The sequence below is a fragment of the Microbispora sp. H10830 genome, from assembly GCF_014161375.1.
Classification (GTDB): domain Bacteria; phylum Actinomycetota; class Actinomycetes; order Streptosporangiales; family Streptosporangiaceae; genus Microbispora; species Microbispora catharanthi.
Genome location: NZ_JABBWX010000014.1, coordinates 179,571 through 193,638, shown reverse-complemented (window position 1 = coordinate 193,638; position 14,068 = coordinate 179,571). Strand labels below are relative to the sequence as shown.

Annotated in this window: 16 protein-coding genes; 7 read left to right on the top strand and 9 right to left on the bottom strand. The window is 70.3% G+C overall.

Annotated elements, in window-relative coordinates; genetic code table 11:
• Nucleotides 1–60 precede the first annotated feature (60 nt).
• Nucleotides 61–1,098 (bottom strand): YafY family protein, encoded by a 1,038-nt coding sequence (locus tag HHX35_RS31635; protein WP_182902314.1) that lies wholly within the window; start codon nt 1,096–1,098, stop codon nt 61–63.
• A gap of 62 nt (nt 1,099–1,160) precedes the next feature.
• Here HHX35_RS31635 and HHX35_RS31630 point away from each other — a divergent pair, with 62 nt between their 5' ends.
• Both HHX35_RS31630 and HHX35_RS31625 read left to right on the top strand, forming a co-directional pair.
• Nucleotides 1,161–2,348 (top strand): epoxide hydrolase, encoded by a 1,188-nt coding sequence (locus HHX35_RS31630; RefSeq protein WP_310739429.1) that lies wholly within the window; start codon nt 1,161–1,163, stop codon nt 2,346–2,348.
• Nucleotides 2,345–3,313 carry a winged helix DNA-binding domain-containing protein gene (locus HHX35_RS31625; RefSeq protein WP_182902313.1) on the top strand — a complete coding sequence of 323 codons (969 nt, stop codon included), beginning with the start codon at nt 2,345–2,347 and terminating at the stop codon, nt 3,311–3,313. Before HHX35_RS31630 ends, HHX35_RS31625 begins: the two co-directional genes overlap by 4 nt.
• Nucleotides 3,314–3,460: 147 nt before the next feature.
• On the opposite strand, the gene HHX35_RS31620 is transcribed toward HHX35_RS31625, so the two are convergent.
• Nucleotides 3,461–4,504, bottom strand: a complete 1,044-nt coding sequence (locus HHX35_RS31620) for a hypothetical protein (RefSeq protein WP_182902312.1) — start codon at nt 4,502–4,504, stop codon at nt 3,461–3,463.
• A gap of 36 nt (nt 4,505–4,540) precedes the next feature.
• Nucleotides 4,541–4,990 carry a MarR family winged helix-turn-helix transcriptional regulator gene (locus HHX35_RS31615; protein WP_182902311.1) on the bottom strand — a complete coding sequence of 150 codons (450 nt, stop codon included), beginning with the start codon at nt 4,988–4,990 and terminating at the stop codon, nt 4,541–4,543.
• Nucleotides 4,991–5,112: 122 nt separating this feature from the next.
• Here HHX35_RS31615 and HHX35_RS31610 point away from each other — a divergent pair, with 122 nt between their 5' ends.
• On the top strand, nt 5,113–5,553 hold the full coding sequence (locus HHX35_RS31610; RefSeq protein WP_182902310.1) for a MarR family winged helix-turn-helix transcriptional regulator: 441 nt from the start codon (nt 5,113–5,115) through the stop codon (nt 5,551–5,553).
• Nucleotides 5,554–5,723: 170 nt separating this feature from the next.
• Here the strand turns inward: HHX35_RS31610 and HHX35_RS31605 are convergent, their stop codons facing one another.
• The 3 genes from HHX35_RS31605 to HHX35_RS31595 all read right to left on the bottom strand — a co-directional run bounded on the left by HHX35_RS31605 (nt 5,724) and on the right by HHX35_RS31595 (nt 8,409).
• A complete protein-coding gene (locus tag HHX35_RS31605) occupies nt 5,724–6,395 on the bottom strand; it encodes an alpha/beta fold hydrolase (protein WP_182902309.1) in 672 nt (223 codons plus the stop codon).
• A 113-nt stretch (nt 6,396–6,508) separates the two neighbouring features.
• The gene (locus HHX35_RS31600; protein ID WP_310739428.1) at nt 6,509–7,381 is read right to left on the bottom strand and encodes an alpha/beta fold hydrolase; all 873 of its coding nucleotides are present in this window, start codon (nt 7,379–7,381) and stop codon (nt 6,509–6,511) included.
• Between the two features lie 407 nt (nt 7,382–7,788).
• A complete protein-coding gene (locus tag HHX35_RS31595; protein WP_182902307.1) occupies nt 7,789–8,409 on the bottom strand; it encodes a YigZ family protein in 621 nt (206 codons plus the stop codon).
• Between the two features lie 132 nt (nt 8,410–8,541).
• On the opposite strand from HHX35_RS31595, the gene HHX35_RS31590 reads away from it, so the two are divergent.
• Genes HHX35_RS31590 through menC form a run of 4 tightly spaced genes read left to right on the top strand, consistent with a single transcriptional unit; the run spans nt 8,542 to nt 12,711 of the window.
• Nucleotides 8,542–9,603: a membrane dipeptidase gene (locus HHX35_RS31590; RefSeq protein ID WP_310739427.1), complete on the top strand. Its 1,062-nt coding sequence runs from the start codon at nt 8,542–8,544 to the stop codon at nt 9,601–9,603.
• Nucleotides 9,600–10,715, top strand: a complete 1,116-nt coding sequence (locus HHX35_RS31585; RefSeq protein WP_310739426.1) for a M20 family metallopeptidase — start codon at nt 9,600–9,602, stop codon at nt 10,713–10,715. The genes HHX35_RS31590 and HHX35_RS31585 overlap by 4 nt, the downstream gene beginning before the upstream one ends.
• A complete protein-coding gene (locus tag HHX35_RS31580) occupies nt 10,712–11,551 on the top strand; it encodes a GNAT family N-acetyltransferase (protein WP_182902306.1) in 840 nt (279 codons plus the stop codon). Before HHX35_RS31585 ends, HHX35_RS31580 begins: the two co-directional genes overlap by 4 nt.
• 59 nt (nt 11,552–11,610) lie before the next feature.
• Nucleotides 11,611–12,711, top strand: coding sequence for an o-succinylbenzoate synthase (gene menC / locus HHX35_RS31575; RefSeq protein WP_182902379.1), 1,101 nt, complete (start codon nt 11,611–11,613; stop codon nt 12,709–12,711).
• 25 nt (nt 12,712–12,736) lie between these two features.
• Here menC and HHX35_RS31570 read toward each other — a convergent pair whose 3' ends face one another.
• Genes HHX35_RS31570 through HHX35_RS31560 form a run of 3 tightly spaced genes read right to left on the bottom strand, consistent with a single transcriptional unit; the run spans nt 12,737 to nt 14,010 of the window.
• Nucleotides 12,737–13,180, bottom strand: a complete 444-nt coding sequence (locus HHX35_RS31570; RefSeq protein WP_182902305.1) for an SRPBCC domain-containing protein — start codon at nt 13,178–13,180, stop codon at nt 12,737–12,739.
• Nucleotides 13,181–13,201: 21 nt separating this feature from the next.
• Nucleotides 13,202–13,552: a metalloregulator ArsR/SmtB family transcription factor gene (locus HHX35_RS31565; protein WP_182902304.1), complete on the bottom strand. Its 351-nt coding sequence runs from the start codon at nt 13,550–13,552 to the stop codon at nt 13,202–13,204.
• Nucleotides 13,549–14,010, bottom strand: a complete 462-nt coding sequence (locus HHX35_RS31560) for an SRPBCC family protein (RefSeq protein WP_182902303.1) — start codon at nt 14,008–14,010, stop codon at nt 13,549–13,551. Before HHX35_RS31560 ends, HHX35_RS31565 begins: the two co-directional genes overlap by 4 nt.
• Nucleotides 14,011–14,068: the final 58 nt, after the last annotated feature.

Below are 14,068 nucleotides of genomic sequence, written 5' to 3'. Positions count from 1 at the left end.
GCTGGCCAGGTGATGGCCGGCGGCCTGGGCTGGTTCTGGGCGCTGGGCGTGCGGACAAGATCAACTCTGTCCGGATTCCGGTGGAGACTCGTGCTGCTGGTGATGGCGGCTTCTGTGCGCGGAGCAGGCAGATGTTTGCCGGCTGGCGTCGATCGCGCGCTGATAGCGCTTCGTCAGGTTGTGCAGCGTGTCAACCAGTTCCGGCGAGTCCACGATCGTGAAGTCCGCGTCCAGCATGCCCAGATAGAGGGCGAGCATCTCCGGATGGTCCGAGCCTGGCTCGAACGCGCACTGGTCTTCGCCTAGGGACTGCACCTCCATGGGGATCGGCAGCCGGCCCCGCACGTATGACGCGGGCGCGTGCACGATCACCCGTGCCCGGTACCGCCAGGTCGCCTCGCCGACTCCGCGTGCCACCTGCGCCGCGAGCTCCTGGTCAGGCGGTAGCGCACGGGGCGTGAAACGCGGCCCTGTCGGCGTCCGCGGCTCGATCCGGTCGACCCGGAAGGTACGCCAGGCGTCCCGGTCCAGGTCCCAGGCCACCAGGTACCAGCGCCGCCGGTCGTTCACCAGGCGGTACGGCTCGACCGAGCGCCGGCCGGCCGTGCCGGAATGCGCCCGATAGTCAAACCGGAGCCGCTCATGGTCCCGGCACGCGCTCGCGATCACGGTCAGCACGTCCGGATCCACCTGCGGGCCATTCGACGGCATCGGCAGCGCGTACGACTGGAGGGCGCTGACCTGGTGGCGCAGCCGCGAGGGAAGCACCTGCTGCAGCTTCGCCAGCGCACGCACCGAGGTCTCCTCGATGCCCGCGACCGAGCCGTTCGCGGCGGTACGCAATCCGACGGCGACCGCCACCGCCTCCTCGTCGTCCAGCAGCAGCGGCGGTAGGGCACGGCCCGTGCCGAGCCGATACCCGCCGGCCACACCCGGCCGCGCGTCGACCGGATAGCCCAGCCCGCGCAACCGGCCGATGTCATTACGGATGGTGCGGGTGGTGACGCCGAGCCGGGTGGCGAGCTCGGTACTGGTCCAGTCGCGTTGAGCCTGCAACAGGGACAGCAGGCGCAGCAGCCGCGCCGAAGTCTCCAACATTCTTCGATCCTGACGACAATCTAGGAACGATCCTTTCCGTTAATGTTCCTAGCCTTCTCCGCGTGAGGACAAGAGCTCTCATCGAACGCCCGGCCGTACCGGCCCCGTTGAAAAGGAGAAGCGCCATCAGCGACGGCATCCAGCCCTTCCGCGTCGAGATCCCCCAAGCCGACGTCGACTACCTGCACGACCGGCTCGCCGACGCCCGCTGGCCCGGCGAACTGCCCGGCGCGGAGTGGACTCGCGGCATACCGCTGGCCTACCTGAAGGAACTCGCCGAGTACTGGCGCACGCAGTACGACTGGCGCGCCCACGAGGCGCAGCTCAACCGGTACCCACAGTTCACCACCGAGATCGACGGCCAGCGCATCCACTTCTTGCACGTCAAATCCGACCAGCCCGGCGCCAAACCGCTGCTGATCACCCACGGCTTCCCCAGCTCCGTCGCCGAGTTCCTGCACCTGATCGAGCCGCTGGTCGACCCGGCAGCGGGTCAGGCCTTCCATGTCGTCGCCCCCTCCCTGCCCGGGTACGCCTTCTCGACCCCGCTGGGCGGGACGGGCTGGGCGATGGGTCGCACCGCACGCGCCTGGGCTGAGCTGATGCGCCGGCTCGGCTACGAGCGGTACGGCGTGCACGGCGGCGACGTCGGCGCCGGCGTGTCCGGCATGGTCGCCGGCCTCGACAGCGAGCATGTCATCGGCGCACACGTCGTGACCGATCCGCTGACCGCCGCGAGCGTCGCCACCTTCGTCCCAGGGATGGCCGACCGGCTCGACGAGAACGACCCGGTCGACAAGCTGATCCTGAGCCGGATGGACGCATTCACAAAGGAAGGTTCCGGATACCTGGCGATCCAGAACAGCCGGCCGCAAACCATCGGCTACGGTCTGGTCGACTCACCGCTGCTGCAGCTCGCCTGGATCGCCGAGAAGTTCCACGAGTGGACCGACCTGCCGGTCGACCGCGACCAGTTGCTCACCACGGTCAGCCTGTACTGGTTCACCGGCTCCGGCGCCACCGCCGCGCACACCCTGTACGAGCAGGCGCACTCCTCTGACTGGGGTGCGCCGTCGGCCGTACCGCAGGGGTTCGCGGTCTTCGGAGCGGACGACACCGTACGAAAGCTGGTCCCCGCGCCGGCCGACGCGCACTGGACCGAGTTCCAGCGCGGCAAGCACTTCCCGGCGATGGAGGCCCCGGCCGAGCTGGCCGCGGACCTGCAGGCCTTCTTCGGACCACTGAAGTGACCGATGTGCTGAGCCGGCGTGGTCTCAACCGGGCCACGCCGGCTCGCCAGCACCTGCTGGAACGCGCGGCGACATCGGCGATCGACGCGATCGAGCACCTGGGCGGGATGCAGTCCCAGGCACCGCTCGCCCCGTACGTAGAATTGTGGACCCGTCTCCAGAACTTCGCGGCGGACGAGCTTTCGACGCTGACCGAGCAGCGTCAGGTGGTGCGGCTGCACCTGATGCGCAACACCGTGCATCTCGTCAGCGCGCGCGACTGCCTGGACTGGCGCCCGCTGTTCCATCCCCTGCACGCCGCCCGGTTCAGCGGGCACTTTCGCCACGGGACCCAGGGAGTGAACCGGGACGCGCTGCTCAGGCAGGCGAAGCGGCTGCTGGAGGAGCAGCCGCGCATCCGCGCCGAGCTCGGCAAGCTGCTTGCGGAACGCTGGCCGGACGCCGATCCGAACGCGCTGGCGTACGCGGCGACGCATCACATCGCGCTGTGCCAGGTGCCACCGCGGGGCGTCTGGGGCAAGAACGGTCCCGCGGCATGGGCACCGGTGGAGAGCTGGCTGGGCGCGCCGCTGCGTCCGGTGCCGGTGGACGCGCTGGTACTGCGCTATCTCGGCGCGTTTGGTCCGGCGCATGTCGCGGACATCCAGGTGTGGTCCGGGCTGACCCGCCTGCGCGAGGTGGTGGAGCGGCTGCCGTTGCGGACGTTCCGCGGACAGGAGGGGCAGACGCTGTACGACCTGCCCGAGGCGCCCCGGCCTTCTGAGCACATGTCTGCCCCGCCACGGTTCCTGCCTGAATACGACAACCTGCTGCTGTCACACAAGGACCGCACCCGAGTGATCCTCGGCAACCGCCCGGTGCCGCGTCCCCACCCGCTGACGGCCGACGACCGCCGCCTCGTGGCGGGAGAGTCCACCGTCCGCGGCGAAGGTCTGACCGGCCCGGATTCGGCCGGCCAGACCTGATCGCCCGCTCCCGTGGTCAGCCCGCGCGATCGATCTTGTCCTGGATCTCGTTGACGGCGATCGCCTCCTGCCACCAGGTGATCGTTCCCCGGGCTGAGCGCGGTCGATGATCTCCACGACCGGCCTGATGCCGGGCCGGGGGGTGCCCTAGTGTCCCAGCCCCGCCGACATCGCGGGAGTGGTGAACCACCTGGTACGGCGTGGTTTTCCGTCTGGATCGGTGGCGGATCTGGTCAGCGCGCCGACGTACAGGAAGGTGTTGGTCGGGGGTTGGCCCGGTGCGGTGGTGGATCCGGCGAGGAAGCCGTTCATGTGCTGTCCGTCGTCGGTGACCAGCGCCCAGTAATACAGTGAGCGGTCGCCGTTCGCGGTGTGGCAGGTTTGCGTGTCGGGATCAAGTTCGGCGGTGTTGCCGCGCACGACGAGCGTCCAGTCACAGCCGTCCGGCGTGTGCGCGTTGATCTTGCCGCGATCATGGTGCGTGCCGCTGAATCGAACCGTGCCCTGTTCCGGGTAGACCGTGCCCTTGTCGGTGGAGACGACGTTGGTGAGGGTGTGGAGGTCCGCCGGGTCGTAGCGGTAGTCGCCGACGAACCGCTGGACGAACTTGCCGTTGTGCCGGCCGTCGACCACCTTGGTGCGGGAGCCGGAACTCATGGTGCCGATGAGATCCACTCCGTTGGGCTGATGGCTCACGGTCACGATCGACTCCGTCTCGCGGTTGCCCTTCACTTGGACGGACCATTTCGTGATGGTGCCGGGGGAGCCGACCGCCCGGTTGGTGCACTGCTGGGTCGTGGACGACAACTCCAGTCCGGTGCGCTGGACGCGGAAATTCCAGGTGCAGCCCCCATCGGTGTGTCCGTTGACCGTCCCGTTGGGGCCGGGGGAGAACACCACCCAGCCCACCTGGGGAACTTGCAGCGGCAGCGGTAGTTCCGGGTCGCACTGGCCGCCGCCGTCGGGGCAGGCCAGCACATCGATGTTGTTCAGAGTGGCGGCATCGGGTTGGTCGTAGTTCCACATGCCGTAGTACTTCGCCGCGTTCGTGCCGGTGTCGGCCGATGCCGTGGTCGATCCGAACGGCGCCGCCGTCGCGACGGCGAAGATCGCGGCAACGGCCGCCAAGAGGGCGAGCGAGGTTCGCGCGGCGATCGCGCAGGCTCGTGCGAACCGAGAAAGAGGTGACATGAGAGCGTTTCCTCGTTGCGTCGGGTGGTCGCTTGGTCAGCCGAGTGCGGCGGCGGCGCGTTCTTTGGCCGCCAGCACCACCGTGAGAGCGGTGTCGAGCCCGGCCGCGTCGATGCCCTCGAAGGCGGCATCTGTGACGTTGCGCGCATGCGCGTACAGGGCCGTGAAGTAGTCCCTGCCGGCTTCGGTGAGTTCCGCTTCAGCGGAGGCGTTTTCAAGTTGATACGTGATGTGGCCCGCCGCAGCGGCGCGCTCGAGCACCCGTACGGTGTCCGGCCCGGCTAGGTCCAGACGGCGGTTGAGTTCCTTCGCCACCTCGTCGAGGGGCAATGGAACATCCGCCTCCCAGAGCAGGGTCAGGAGCATCCAGGTGGGGAAGTCCGAGTCGAAGTCCGCGAGGGCGCGACGGTGCAACTTGCCGATCAGGCGCGCGGTCTCGCCTAACGCGCGGCCGAGGCTGGGACGCGATTCGGGGTTCACGGTCATCCGAGTCTCCTTGTGACATGGCGGTCTGGCAGCACTCCCACTTCTGTTGGTGCCACCAATGATGGTGCCACCAACCATACACGGGATTGGTGGTGGCACCAACAATTGGCTAACCTGGTGAGGTGGACAGCACTACGCACCCGACACCCGCCCGGCTGCGCGCCCTGCCGAGCTGGGTGATCAATCAGGCGGCGATCGCGGCCAACCGGCTGACCGACCGAGCGCTAGCCGGCACGAGTTCCCGACGCCAGTTCGCGATGCTGTCGGCCCTCGACGAGTTCGGCCCATCCAGCCAAGCCGATCTGGGCAGATGCACCGGAATCGATCGCAGCGATGTGGTGGCGGGGGTCAACGCGATGGTCGAGCAAGGATTTCTGCAGCAGCGTCCCGACCCGGCCGACGGCCGGCGCAATATCGTCACGCTCACCCCCGCGGGGAAAGACCATCTGGAGAGGCTCAGCGCCCTCATCGCCGACGCCCAGAATGAGCTACTGCGCGCCCTCTCCCCCTCGGACTCGAAAATGATCGTCGACCTGCTCAACCGAGTCCTCGACAGTGGCTGACGATCCGAACACCTGCGGGAGTTTCACAACGTGCTGAAGCGGACCATCCGGCGTCCTGGCCTCTCAACGACTTTCGGCTGGATCGGCGCGTATCTCCGTCTCCAGGAAGTTCGAGATCTCGTTCGCGACGACGTCGGGCATCTCGAGACCACACAGGTGTCCAAGGTCGCTCAGCAGGACCGCACGGCTTCCGGGGATGCGCCGCACGTCGTCCAGCTGCTTGGCTTGATCCACGAGGACGTCCTTCCCGCCGAGTATGTGCAGCTCGGTACGCGTATCTCAGACAGCTCGTCGGCCTGGCTTGTCAGCGCACCGCCGGCCAGCCAGCCGTGCCACATCTGTTCGGTGACGGTAAGCATGCTGTTCGTCAGACCCGAGGTCTTCGACGGGTCCAAGGAGATCGCCGCCACTGCTTGCGCGAGGGCCTCGGCATCGCCGTATGCGGCATCGAAGCCGGCGATCACCTCGTCCCCGGCAGTCGTCCCCGCAGCGTTCCACGGCACAACACCAACCAGCGCACGCACCTCATCCGGGTAGTCGAGCGCGATACGCACCGCGATCGCACCGCCGAGGGAAAATCCGGCGAGGCAGTAGTCGTCGACGCCCGCGTCGTTGATCGCGTCGTGCAGGGTCGCGGCCAGCGTGGACAGTCTCCCGTCCGCCGGCGCCCGTACGGACTGACCATGTCCGGGCAAGTCGAAGATCAAGACGCGGAACCCGCTCAGGTGCCGAACGATTCCGGTCATGAGATCAGCCGAGGCGCCGAACCCTGGCAACATGACAAGTGTCACAGGGCCCTGGCCGTGTTCCTCCCAGTAGATGTCCGAACTGGTGTGTGGCATCGCGATCTCCCTGTCTTTGCGAAGTGTGTCGGGCAACACGTACGGCGGAGCACACCGGCCGGATCCACCCGCACCGCGGGCCGGTCCGGCCGGGCTCCTCAGCGTCGTCTTGTTCAGTGCGCCTGGGTGGTGTGGCTCGCGGTGAAGGCCAGAAGAAGCGCGGCGGTCCGCGGCGGATCCTCCATGATGGGCGAGTGCCCGACACCGGGCAGCAACTCCACTTTCGCGCCCGGAACAGCGCGGTATTCGGCTGCGGAGGAGGATCGCCATCTCCGGTCCTCCTCGCCGAAGATCACCAGCAGCGGCTTGCCGAGGGGAATCAGCCGGTCGGGGAGCGTGCGCTGCTTCACATAGTCGTCGCCGTCCTGCGATGTCGCGATGAACGCGTGGTAGGTCATGCCGCGCGCGTCGTCCACAACCGCCTGCGGGACCTGGTAGCCGGGGCGGCTGAACGCGGTGCTCGCGGCCTGGCGGATCAGGCTGTCGGTCCGAAGCCGCCACAGCAGCTGCCCGATGACGGGGTCGGACAAGAGCCCGCCGACGAAGCCGCTTGAGATGAAGGCGTCCAGACTGGGCGCGGTGTCGATGAGCACGAGCGAGGTCACCAGGTCGGGGCGTTGCTCGGCGAGCGCGGTGGCGACCGCGCCACCGGTGGAATGGCCGACCACTACGGCGCGCTTGACCCCGAGCCGGTCCATGGCCTCACCGACCCGGCGTCCCTGCTCCGGCATCCCGTAGCCACCGCCGGCCGGTTTGGCCGACCTGCCGTGCCCGAGCAGGTCGATTCTGATGACGCGATGGGACTTGGTCAGCAGCGGAACGAGCGCGTCCCACGAGCGGGTCGACGCGGCGAGTCCGTGGATCAATACGAGTGCCGGGGCATCGGGGGGGCCGTCCTGGCGCACGTAGATGTTCCCGCCGCTGAGGGGCAGGGTCGGATTCCCACTGGCCTCGGCGCTCTGCCGCGTCACCACCTCCGCGTTCACGAGAAGCAACCCGGCGGCGACGACAAGGACAGCCGAGGCGATCAAGAGGCGCCGCCGGCGCCGTGCCGCCCTGTTCACATCAACCTGCCGGTGCGGGGACCGCAGGCCGGCGTCGTCGAAGCAGCAGGGTCGTCGAACCCCAGGGAAACAGTCATGGGCCTACAGTCGCCGCCGGCGCGCGCCGGCGTCTTGAACAAATGTCCGGGCCGTACGCCGACGCCACCGTCGGGGATGGAACGCGAGTAGATCCGCGACGGCACCCTGGAAGGCCACGAAACCGCCCCACCAGCCTCGATGACTCACGGGGTGGTCATCCCTCTTGACCGGTTTCGACTGACGAAGGTTTCGGCCTGGTCGTCCCGTTTACTGGGGGCGCCTGGTACGGCGGCCTGCCCAACAGCGGCCAGTCAGCGGGCGAGGTGGACGGTGCCGCCGAGCGCGGTCACGGCCCGCCCGGCGGTGACCGCCGCGATCCACTCCTCGAAGACGGGCAGCCGGTCCTCGGCCACCGCCACCTCGAAGGCGACCCGCGCGCCGTAGTCCACACCGCGCAGCGCGTACGGCGAGGCGCGCAGGTCGCTTTCCAGCCTCCCGGCCTGGGCATGGCCGACCGACACGGTCACGACCGCCGCGGGAACCATCTCGACCACCTCCGCCCGGTCGAGCGTCTCCCCCACCGCGCCGCCGTACGCCCGCGCGAGGCCGCCCGCGCCCAGCAGCACCCCGCCGAAGTAGCGCGTGACGACGGCGGCCACGTCGGCGAAGCCGCGCCGGGTGAGCATCTCCAGCATCGGCGTGCCGGCCGTGCCGCCGGGCTCCCCGTCGTCGTCCGCCCTGCGCACGCTCTCGCCGACGACGTACGCCGAGCAGTTGTGGGTCGCGTCGGCGTAGAGCCGCCTGCGCTCGGCGACGAACTCCCGCGCGGCCTCCTCCGTGGCCGCAGGGGCGAGCGCGCAGACGAAGCGCGAACGGCGGATCTCGATCTCGTGCTCGACGATGCCCCTGATCGTCCGATACGGCGCTGCCACGAGGTCAGCCTATTCAGCGGACCGCCTTTACAAAGTAATGTGCGGCCTTTGTGCGAGCGGACGAACATCACGCCGGTCTTTGGTGAGACCACACGAATTAACCCGCTCCCTCCCTGCCGTACCGTCAGCGGCGTGTCAGTCGAACTCCACCAGCATCCCCACCAGCGCCTCCACCACCGCGCGGTCGTCGCGGACACGCACAACGACCTGCTGATGGCGGTCGCCGAACGCTCGCCAGCCCGGTGGGCGGAGTTCTTCCGGGAACGGTGGCTGCCCCAGTTGCGGGACGGCGGAGTCGACCTCCAGGTGCTGCCGGTCTTCGTCGACGACCGCTACCGCCCGGAGGGCGCGCTGCGCCAGACCCTTCGCATGATCGAGTGCGCGCACACCCTGGCCGAGGGCAACGCGGACGCCGTACGGCTGTGCCTGGACGGCGCGCAGGTCGACCGGGCGCTCGACGACGGCGTGATCGCCCTGGTCCTGGCGCTGGAGAGCATGCCCGGCCTGGACTCCTCCGTCGAGCTGCTGCCCACCCTGCACCGGCTCGGCGTACGCGTCGCCTCGATCGCCCACTGGGGGCGCACGCCGCTGGCGGACGGCAGCGGCGAGGACGCCACCGGTGGCCGGCTGACCCATGCCGGGGTGGCGGCCGTACGCGAGATGGAGCGGCTCGGCATGATCTTCGATGTCTCCCACCTGGGCGCACGCGGGGTCGAGCACGTGCTGGAGCTGGCCGGCCGCCCGGTGATGGCGACGCATTCGTCCGCGCGCGCCCTGCGCGACCACCACCGCAACCTCACCGACGACCAGATCCGCGGCGTCGCCGCCACCGGCGGGGTCGTCTGCGTCAACTTCTTCCCCGTCTTCCTCGCGGAGGACCCCGCCGGCCACACCGTGGACCGGCTGGTGGACCACATCGAACACGTCGCGGAGGTCGCCGGGATCGACCACGTGGGACTGGGGCCCGACTTCGTCCGCGAGGTGCTGCACGACGTCACTCCCCCGTGCTGTGAGGACTTCGGCTTCGACGGGATCGACCCCGGCGCCGCCCTGCCCGGGCTGGACGGGCCACGCGGGCTGCCCCTGGTCACCGAGGCCCTGCTGCGGCGTGGCCTGCCCGGCGACGACATCCTGAAGATCCTCGGTGGCAACGTGCGGCGGCTGTTCCGGGCCGAGCTGGGCAGGCCCCGGTGACGACGGCTGTGAACGCCGCTGCCATGCTCGCGGACCTGGAGGAGCTCGTCTGCTGCGAGTCGTTCTCCGCCGACCACGAGGCGGTGGCCCGCAGCGCCGCCGTTGTCGCCGGCCAGGGGCGCCGCCTGCTCGGCGTGCCTCCCGAGACGATCGTGATCGACGGGGTGACGCACCTGCGGTGGAGCTTCGGCGAGCCGCGCGTGCTGCTGCTCGGTCACCATGACACGGTCTGGCCGATCGGCTCCCTCCGTACGCGGCCGTGGTCGGTCAGCGGCGGGATCGCGCGGGGGCCCGGAGTGTTCGACATGAAGGCCGGGCTGGTGCAGATGTTCCACGCGCTGGCCGCGCTGCCCTCGCCCGACGGCGTGTGCGTGCTGGTCACCGGGGACGAGGAGGTCGGGTCGCCGTCCTCCCGCGCCCTGGTCGAGGAGTCGGCGCGCGGCTGCGCCGCCGCCTTCGTGCTGGAGGCGAGCGCCGAGGGCGGCGCGCTGAAGACCGCGCGCAAGGGCATCTCGGCGTACGAGATCGTGGTGCACGGCCGGGCCGCCCACGCGGGCCTCGACCCCGGCAAGGGGGCCAACGCCGGAGTCGAGCTCGCCCACCAGATCCTCGCCGTCGCCGCGATGGCGGCCACGGACGGCCCGGACGGGACCTTGGACGGAACGACGGTCACGCCCACGCTGCTGTCCGGCGGCACCACCGTGAACACCGTGCCCGCACGGGCCCGCCTGGCCGTGGACGTCCGCCTGCCGACCGTCGCGGCCCAGCTCCGCGTGGACGCGCTGATGCGGGCGCTGTCACCCCGGACGCCCGGCACCCGCCTGGAGGTTCTCGGCGGCCCGAACCGCCCGCCGCTCGAACCGGCCTCGTCGGCCGGCCTGTTCGCGCTCGCCCAGCGGGTCGCCGCCGGCCTCGGGCTCGCTCCCCTCACGGGCGCGGCCGTCGGAGGCGCGTCGGACGGCAACCTCACCGCCGGGGCCGGCTGCCCCACCTTGGACGGGCTGGGCGCGGTCGGCGGCGGCGCGCACGCCGACGACGAGCACGTGGTCGTGGCCGAGATGCCGGGCCGTACGACGCTGCTGGCGGGCCTGGTCGAGGCGGTGCGCGGATGAGCGGCCCTGACGAACCCGACCTGCGGGAGCCGCGTCTGCGCGAGTTGCACACCATCGAGGAGTTCGAGGAGGTCTGCCGCCTGTTCGGCGGCATCTGGCGGCCGGATCCCGGCGGTGCGCCGGTCACGGTGGAGATGCTGCGTGCGCTCTCGCACGCCGGCAACTACGTCGCGGGGGCCTACCTGCACGACCGGCTGGCCGGCGCGTCGGTCGGGTTCGTCGCGGCCCCGCCGCGGCGGGCGCTGCACTCCCACATCACCGGGACACTCACCGGGCGGGGCGTCGGCTTCGCGCTGAAGCTGCACCAGCGGAAGTGGGCGCTCGACCGGGGCCTGGAGACGATCACCTGGACGTACGATCCGCTGGTGCGCCGCAACGCCCACTTCAACCTCGCCAAGCTCGGCGCCCGGCCCGAGGAGTACCTGCCGGCCTTCTACGGCAGCATGGGCGACGCGATCAACGCCGGGGACGAGTCCGACCGGGTGCTCGCCGTCTGGTGCCTGACCTCACCGCCCGTGCTCGCCGCCGTACGGCGTGAGCCTTCCCCGGTGGAGATCCCGCCGGACGCGGTCACGGGACTGGACGACGACGGCGGCCGGCCCGTGCGGGGCCGCACCGACGCCGAGACGGTGCTGGTCGCCGTGCCCGGGGACATCGAGACCCTGCGCGTGACGGATCCGGCCGCGGCCCGGGCCTGGCGGCTGGCCCTGCGCGAGGTGCTCGGCGGCCTGCTGCGCGACGGCGCGCGGGTCAGCGGATTCCACGACAGATCCTGCTACGTCGTCCGCCGGGGCGCCCGCGACGAAGGGAGAGGCGGCGAAGGCCGCACGCTGTGATGAGAACCACGGGGATGAAAACCACGGGGATGAAAACCACGGATATGACAAACACGGGCATCAAGATCACTGGTATCGAGCTGCGGCGGATCGCGATGCCGCTGGTCGCGCCGTTCCGCACGTCCTTCGGCACCGAGACGCGGCGTGACGTGCTGCTGCTGCGCGTCGTCACGCCCGACGCCGAGGGCTGGGGCGAGTGCGTGGCGATGACCCAGCCGCTCTACTCCTCCGAGTACGCCGAAGGCGCGGCCGACGTGCTGCGCCGCTTCCTGATCCCCGCGCTGCCCTCGCACCCCGGCCCGTACGCCGTCAACGAGGCGCTGCGCCCGATCAAGGGGCACCGCATGGCCAAGGCCGCGCTGGAGACGGCCGTGCTGGACGCCCACCTGCGTGCCACCGGGCAGTCGCTCGCCGGCTTCCTCGGCGCCACGAGGAGCCGGGTGGCCGCCGGGGTCTCTGTCGGCATCATGGACTCCGTCCCCGAACTGCTCGACGCCGTCGCCGGCTACCTGGACGAGGGCTACGTCCGCATCAAGCTCAAGATCCAGCCCGGCTGGGATCTGGAGCCCGTACGCGCCGTGCGCGAGCGTTTCGGGCCCGAGCTGCCGCTGCAGGTCGACGCGAACGCCGCCTACACCCTCGCCGACGCCCCGCACCTGGCGCGGCTGGACGAGTTCGGCCTGCTGCTCATCGAGCAGCCGCTGGCCGACGACGACATGGTCCGGCACGCCCGGCTGGCCGCCGCGATCAGCACCCCCGTGTGCCTGGACGAGTCGATCGAGTCCGCCGAGCACGCGGCGGCGGCCATCTCCCTCGGCGCCTGCTCGGTCGTCAACATCAAACCCGGCCGGGTCGGCGGCTACCTCGAAGCCCGGCGCATCCACGACCTGTGCCGCGCCCACGGCGTGGCGGTCTGGTGCGGCGGCATGCTGGAGACCGGGATCGGCCGGGCGGCCAACGTCGCGCTGGCCGCGTTGCCCGGCTTCACCCTGCCCGGCGACACCTCCGGCTCGCGTCGCTACTACAGCACCGACATCACACCGCCCTTCGAGCTCGAGGACGGGCATCTGACCGTGCCCACCGGCCCGGGCATCGGAGTCGAGCCGATCCCGTCGCTGCTGGACGAGGTCACCGTCGCCACCGAGTGGATCCCGCTCTGACGCCCGCCGGCCACCCGTGGACGGCTCAGTGCCAGTCGCTGATCCGCACGTCCCGGGGCGACGGCGCGCCCTCGCCGGTCTCCACCAGGGACTTCAGGCTCATCAGGAACGTGGCCCACTTGGTGCTGCAGTGGTGCATGAACTCCACGGGCTCCTTCCAGCCCCGGTGCGTGAACAGCACGATCGTGTAGTCGCCGTCCTGGCGGAGGTGCCAGTCGATCGTCGTCCCGATCCATTCCTCGGGGCCGTCGGCCACCCGCCACGCCACCCGCTCGGACGGAGCCAGCTCGACGACCTCCATGTCGAAGCCGCCGGGCGGGAACCGGAACTCGAGCACGCCGCCGACGTCGCCGCTCCCCTTCGTGTCGTCGGTCCACCAGCCGGCGAGGCCCTCGACGGTCGTCAGCGCGTCGTACACCTTCTCCGGCGACGGGGTCTTGACCCCGATCCTGTGCAGGATGTCTGCCATCTTCGGTTCTCCTTGGTCTCGTCAGTCCTGTTGGGTGCGCTGGATCGCCTCGGCGATCCGCTTGATCCGCCGCAGCCGGGCGTCCCACGCCGCGCCGACGGACGACAGCTGGGCCACCGCGCGGGCGAGCTGGGCGTCGTCCACCCGATACCGCTTCTCCCGGCCCGCCGGCGTCCCACGGACCAGACCGGCCCGGTCGAGGACACCGAGGTGCTTGGCCACCGCCTGACGGGTGACCGGGAGCCGCTGGGCCAGCGAGGTCGCGGTGCCGTCGCCATCGATGAGCAGCAGGTCGAGCATCCGGCGCCGGGTCGGGTCTCCGATCGCCGACCAGAGGTCGTCGTCCACGGTCTCGGCCGCCGTGACGCTCACGGCCGCACCCGCAGCGTCGCGACGTACGGCACCAGCCGCGGCAGGTAGAAGTCCCAGCCGGTGACGTGCTCCCGGTACTGCTGCTCCAAGACGGCGACCTCCCAGCCCATCTCGCGGAAGCCGGACTCGGTCATCTTGAGCAGCGTCCCGCCGCCTGAGGGGGTCAGGTCGAAGGTGACCAGCAGCGAGTTGCCCTCGGCCGCCACCTCGCCGGCCGGATGCGTCCAGCGGAACGAGAACGTCCGCGGCGGCCGCACGTCGAGGACGGTGAACGACACCACCGCCCCGCCGGCGTCGCGGTCACCGAAGACGATCTCCCCTGCCGCCCCGGGCGCCGGCTCGTACCGGGCGTCGTCCGGCCACCACTCCTTGAGGTGGTCGGGACTGCTCACCACCTCGAAGACGATCTCCGGCGACGCCTCGATGTAGATCTCGCGCTCGATTGTGCCGAACTCCACGTCAACCTCCTGCAACGTTTGGTTGCACATGAGGCTATCCGGAAGGCCGCCCTTCACG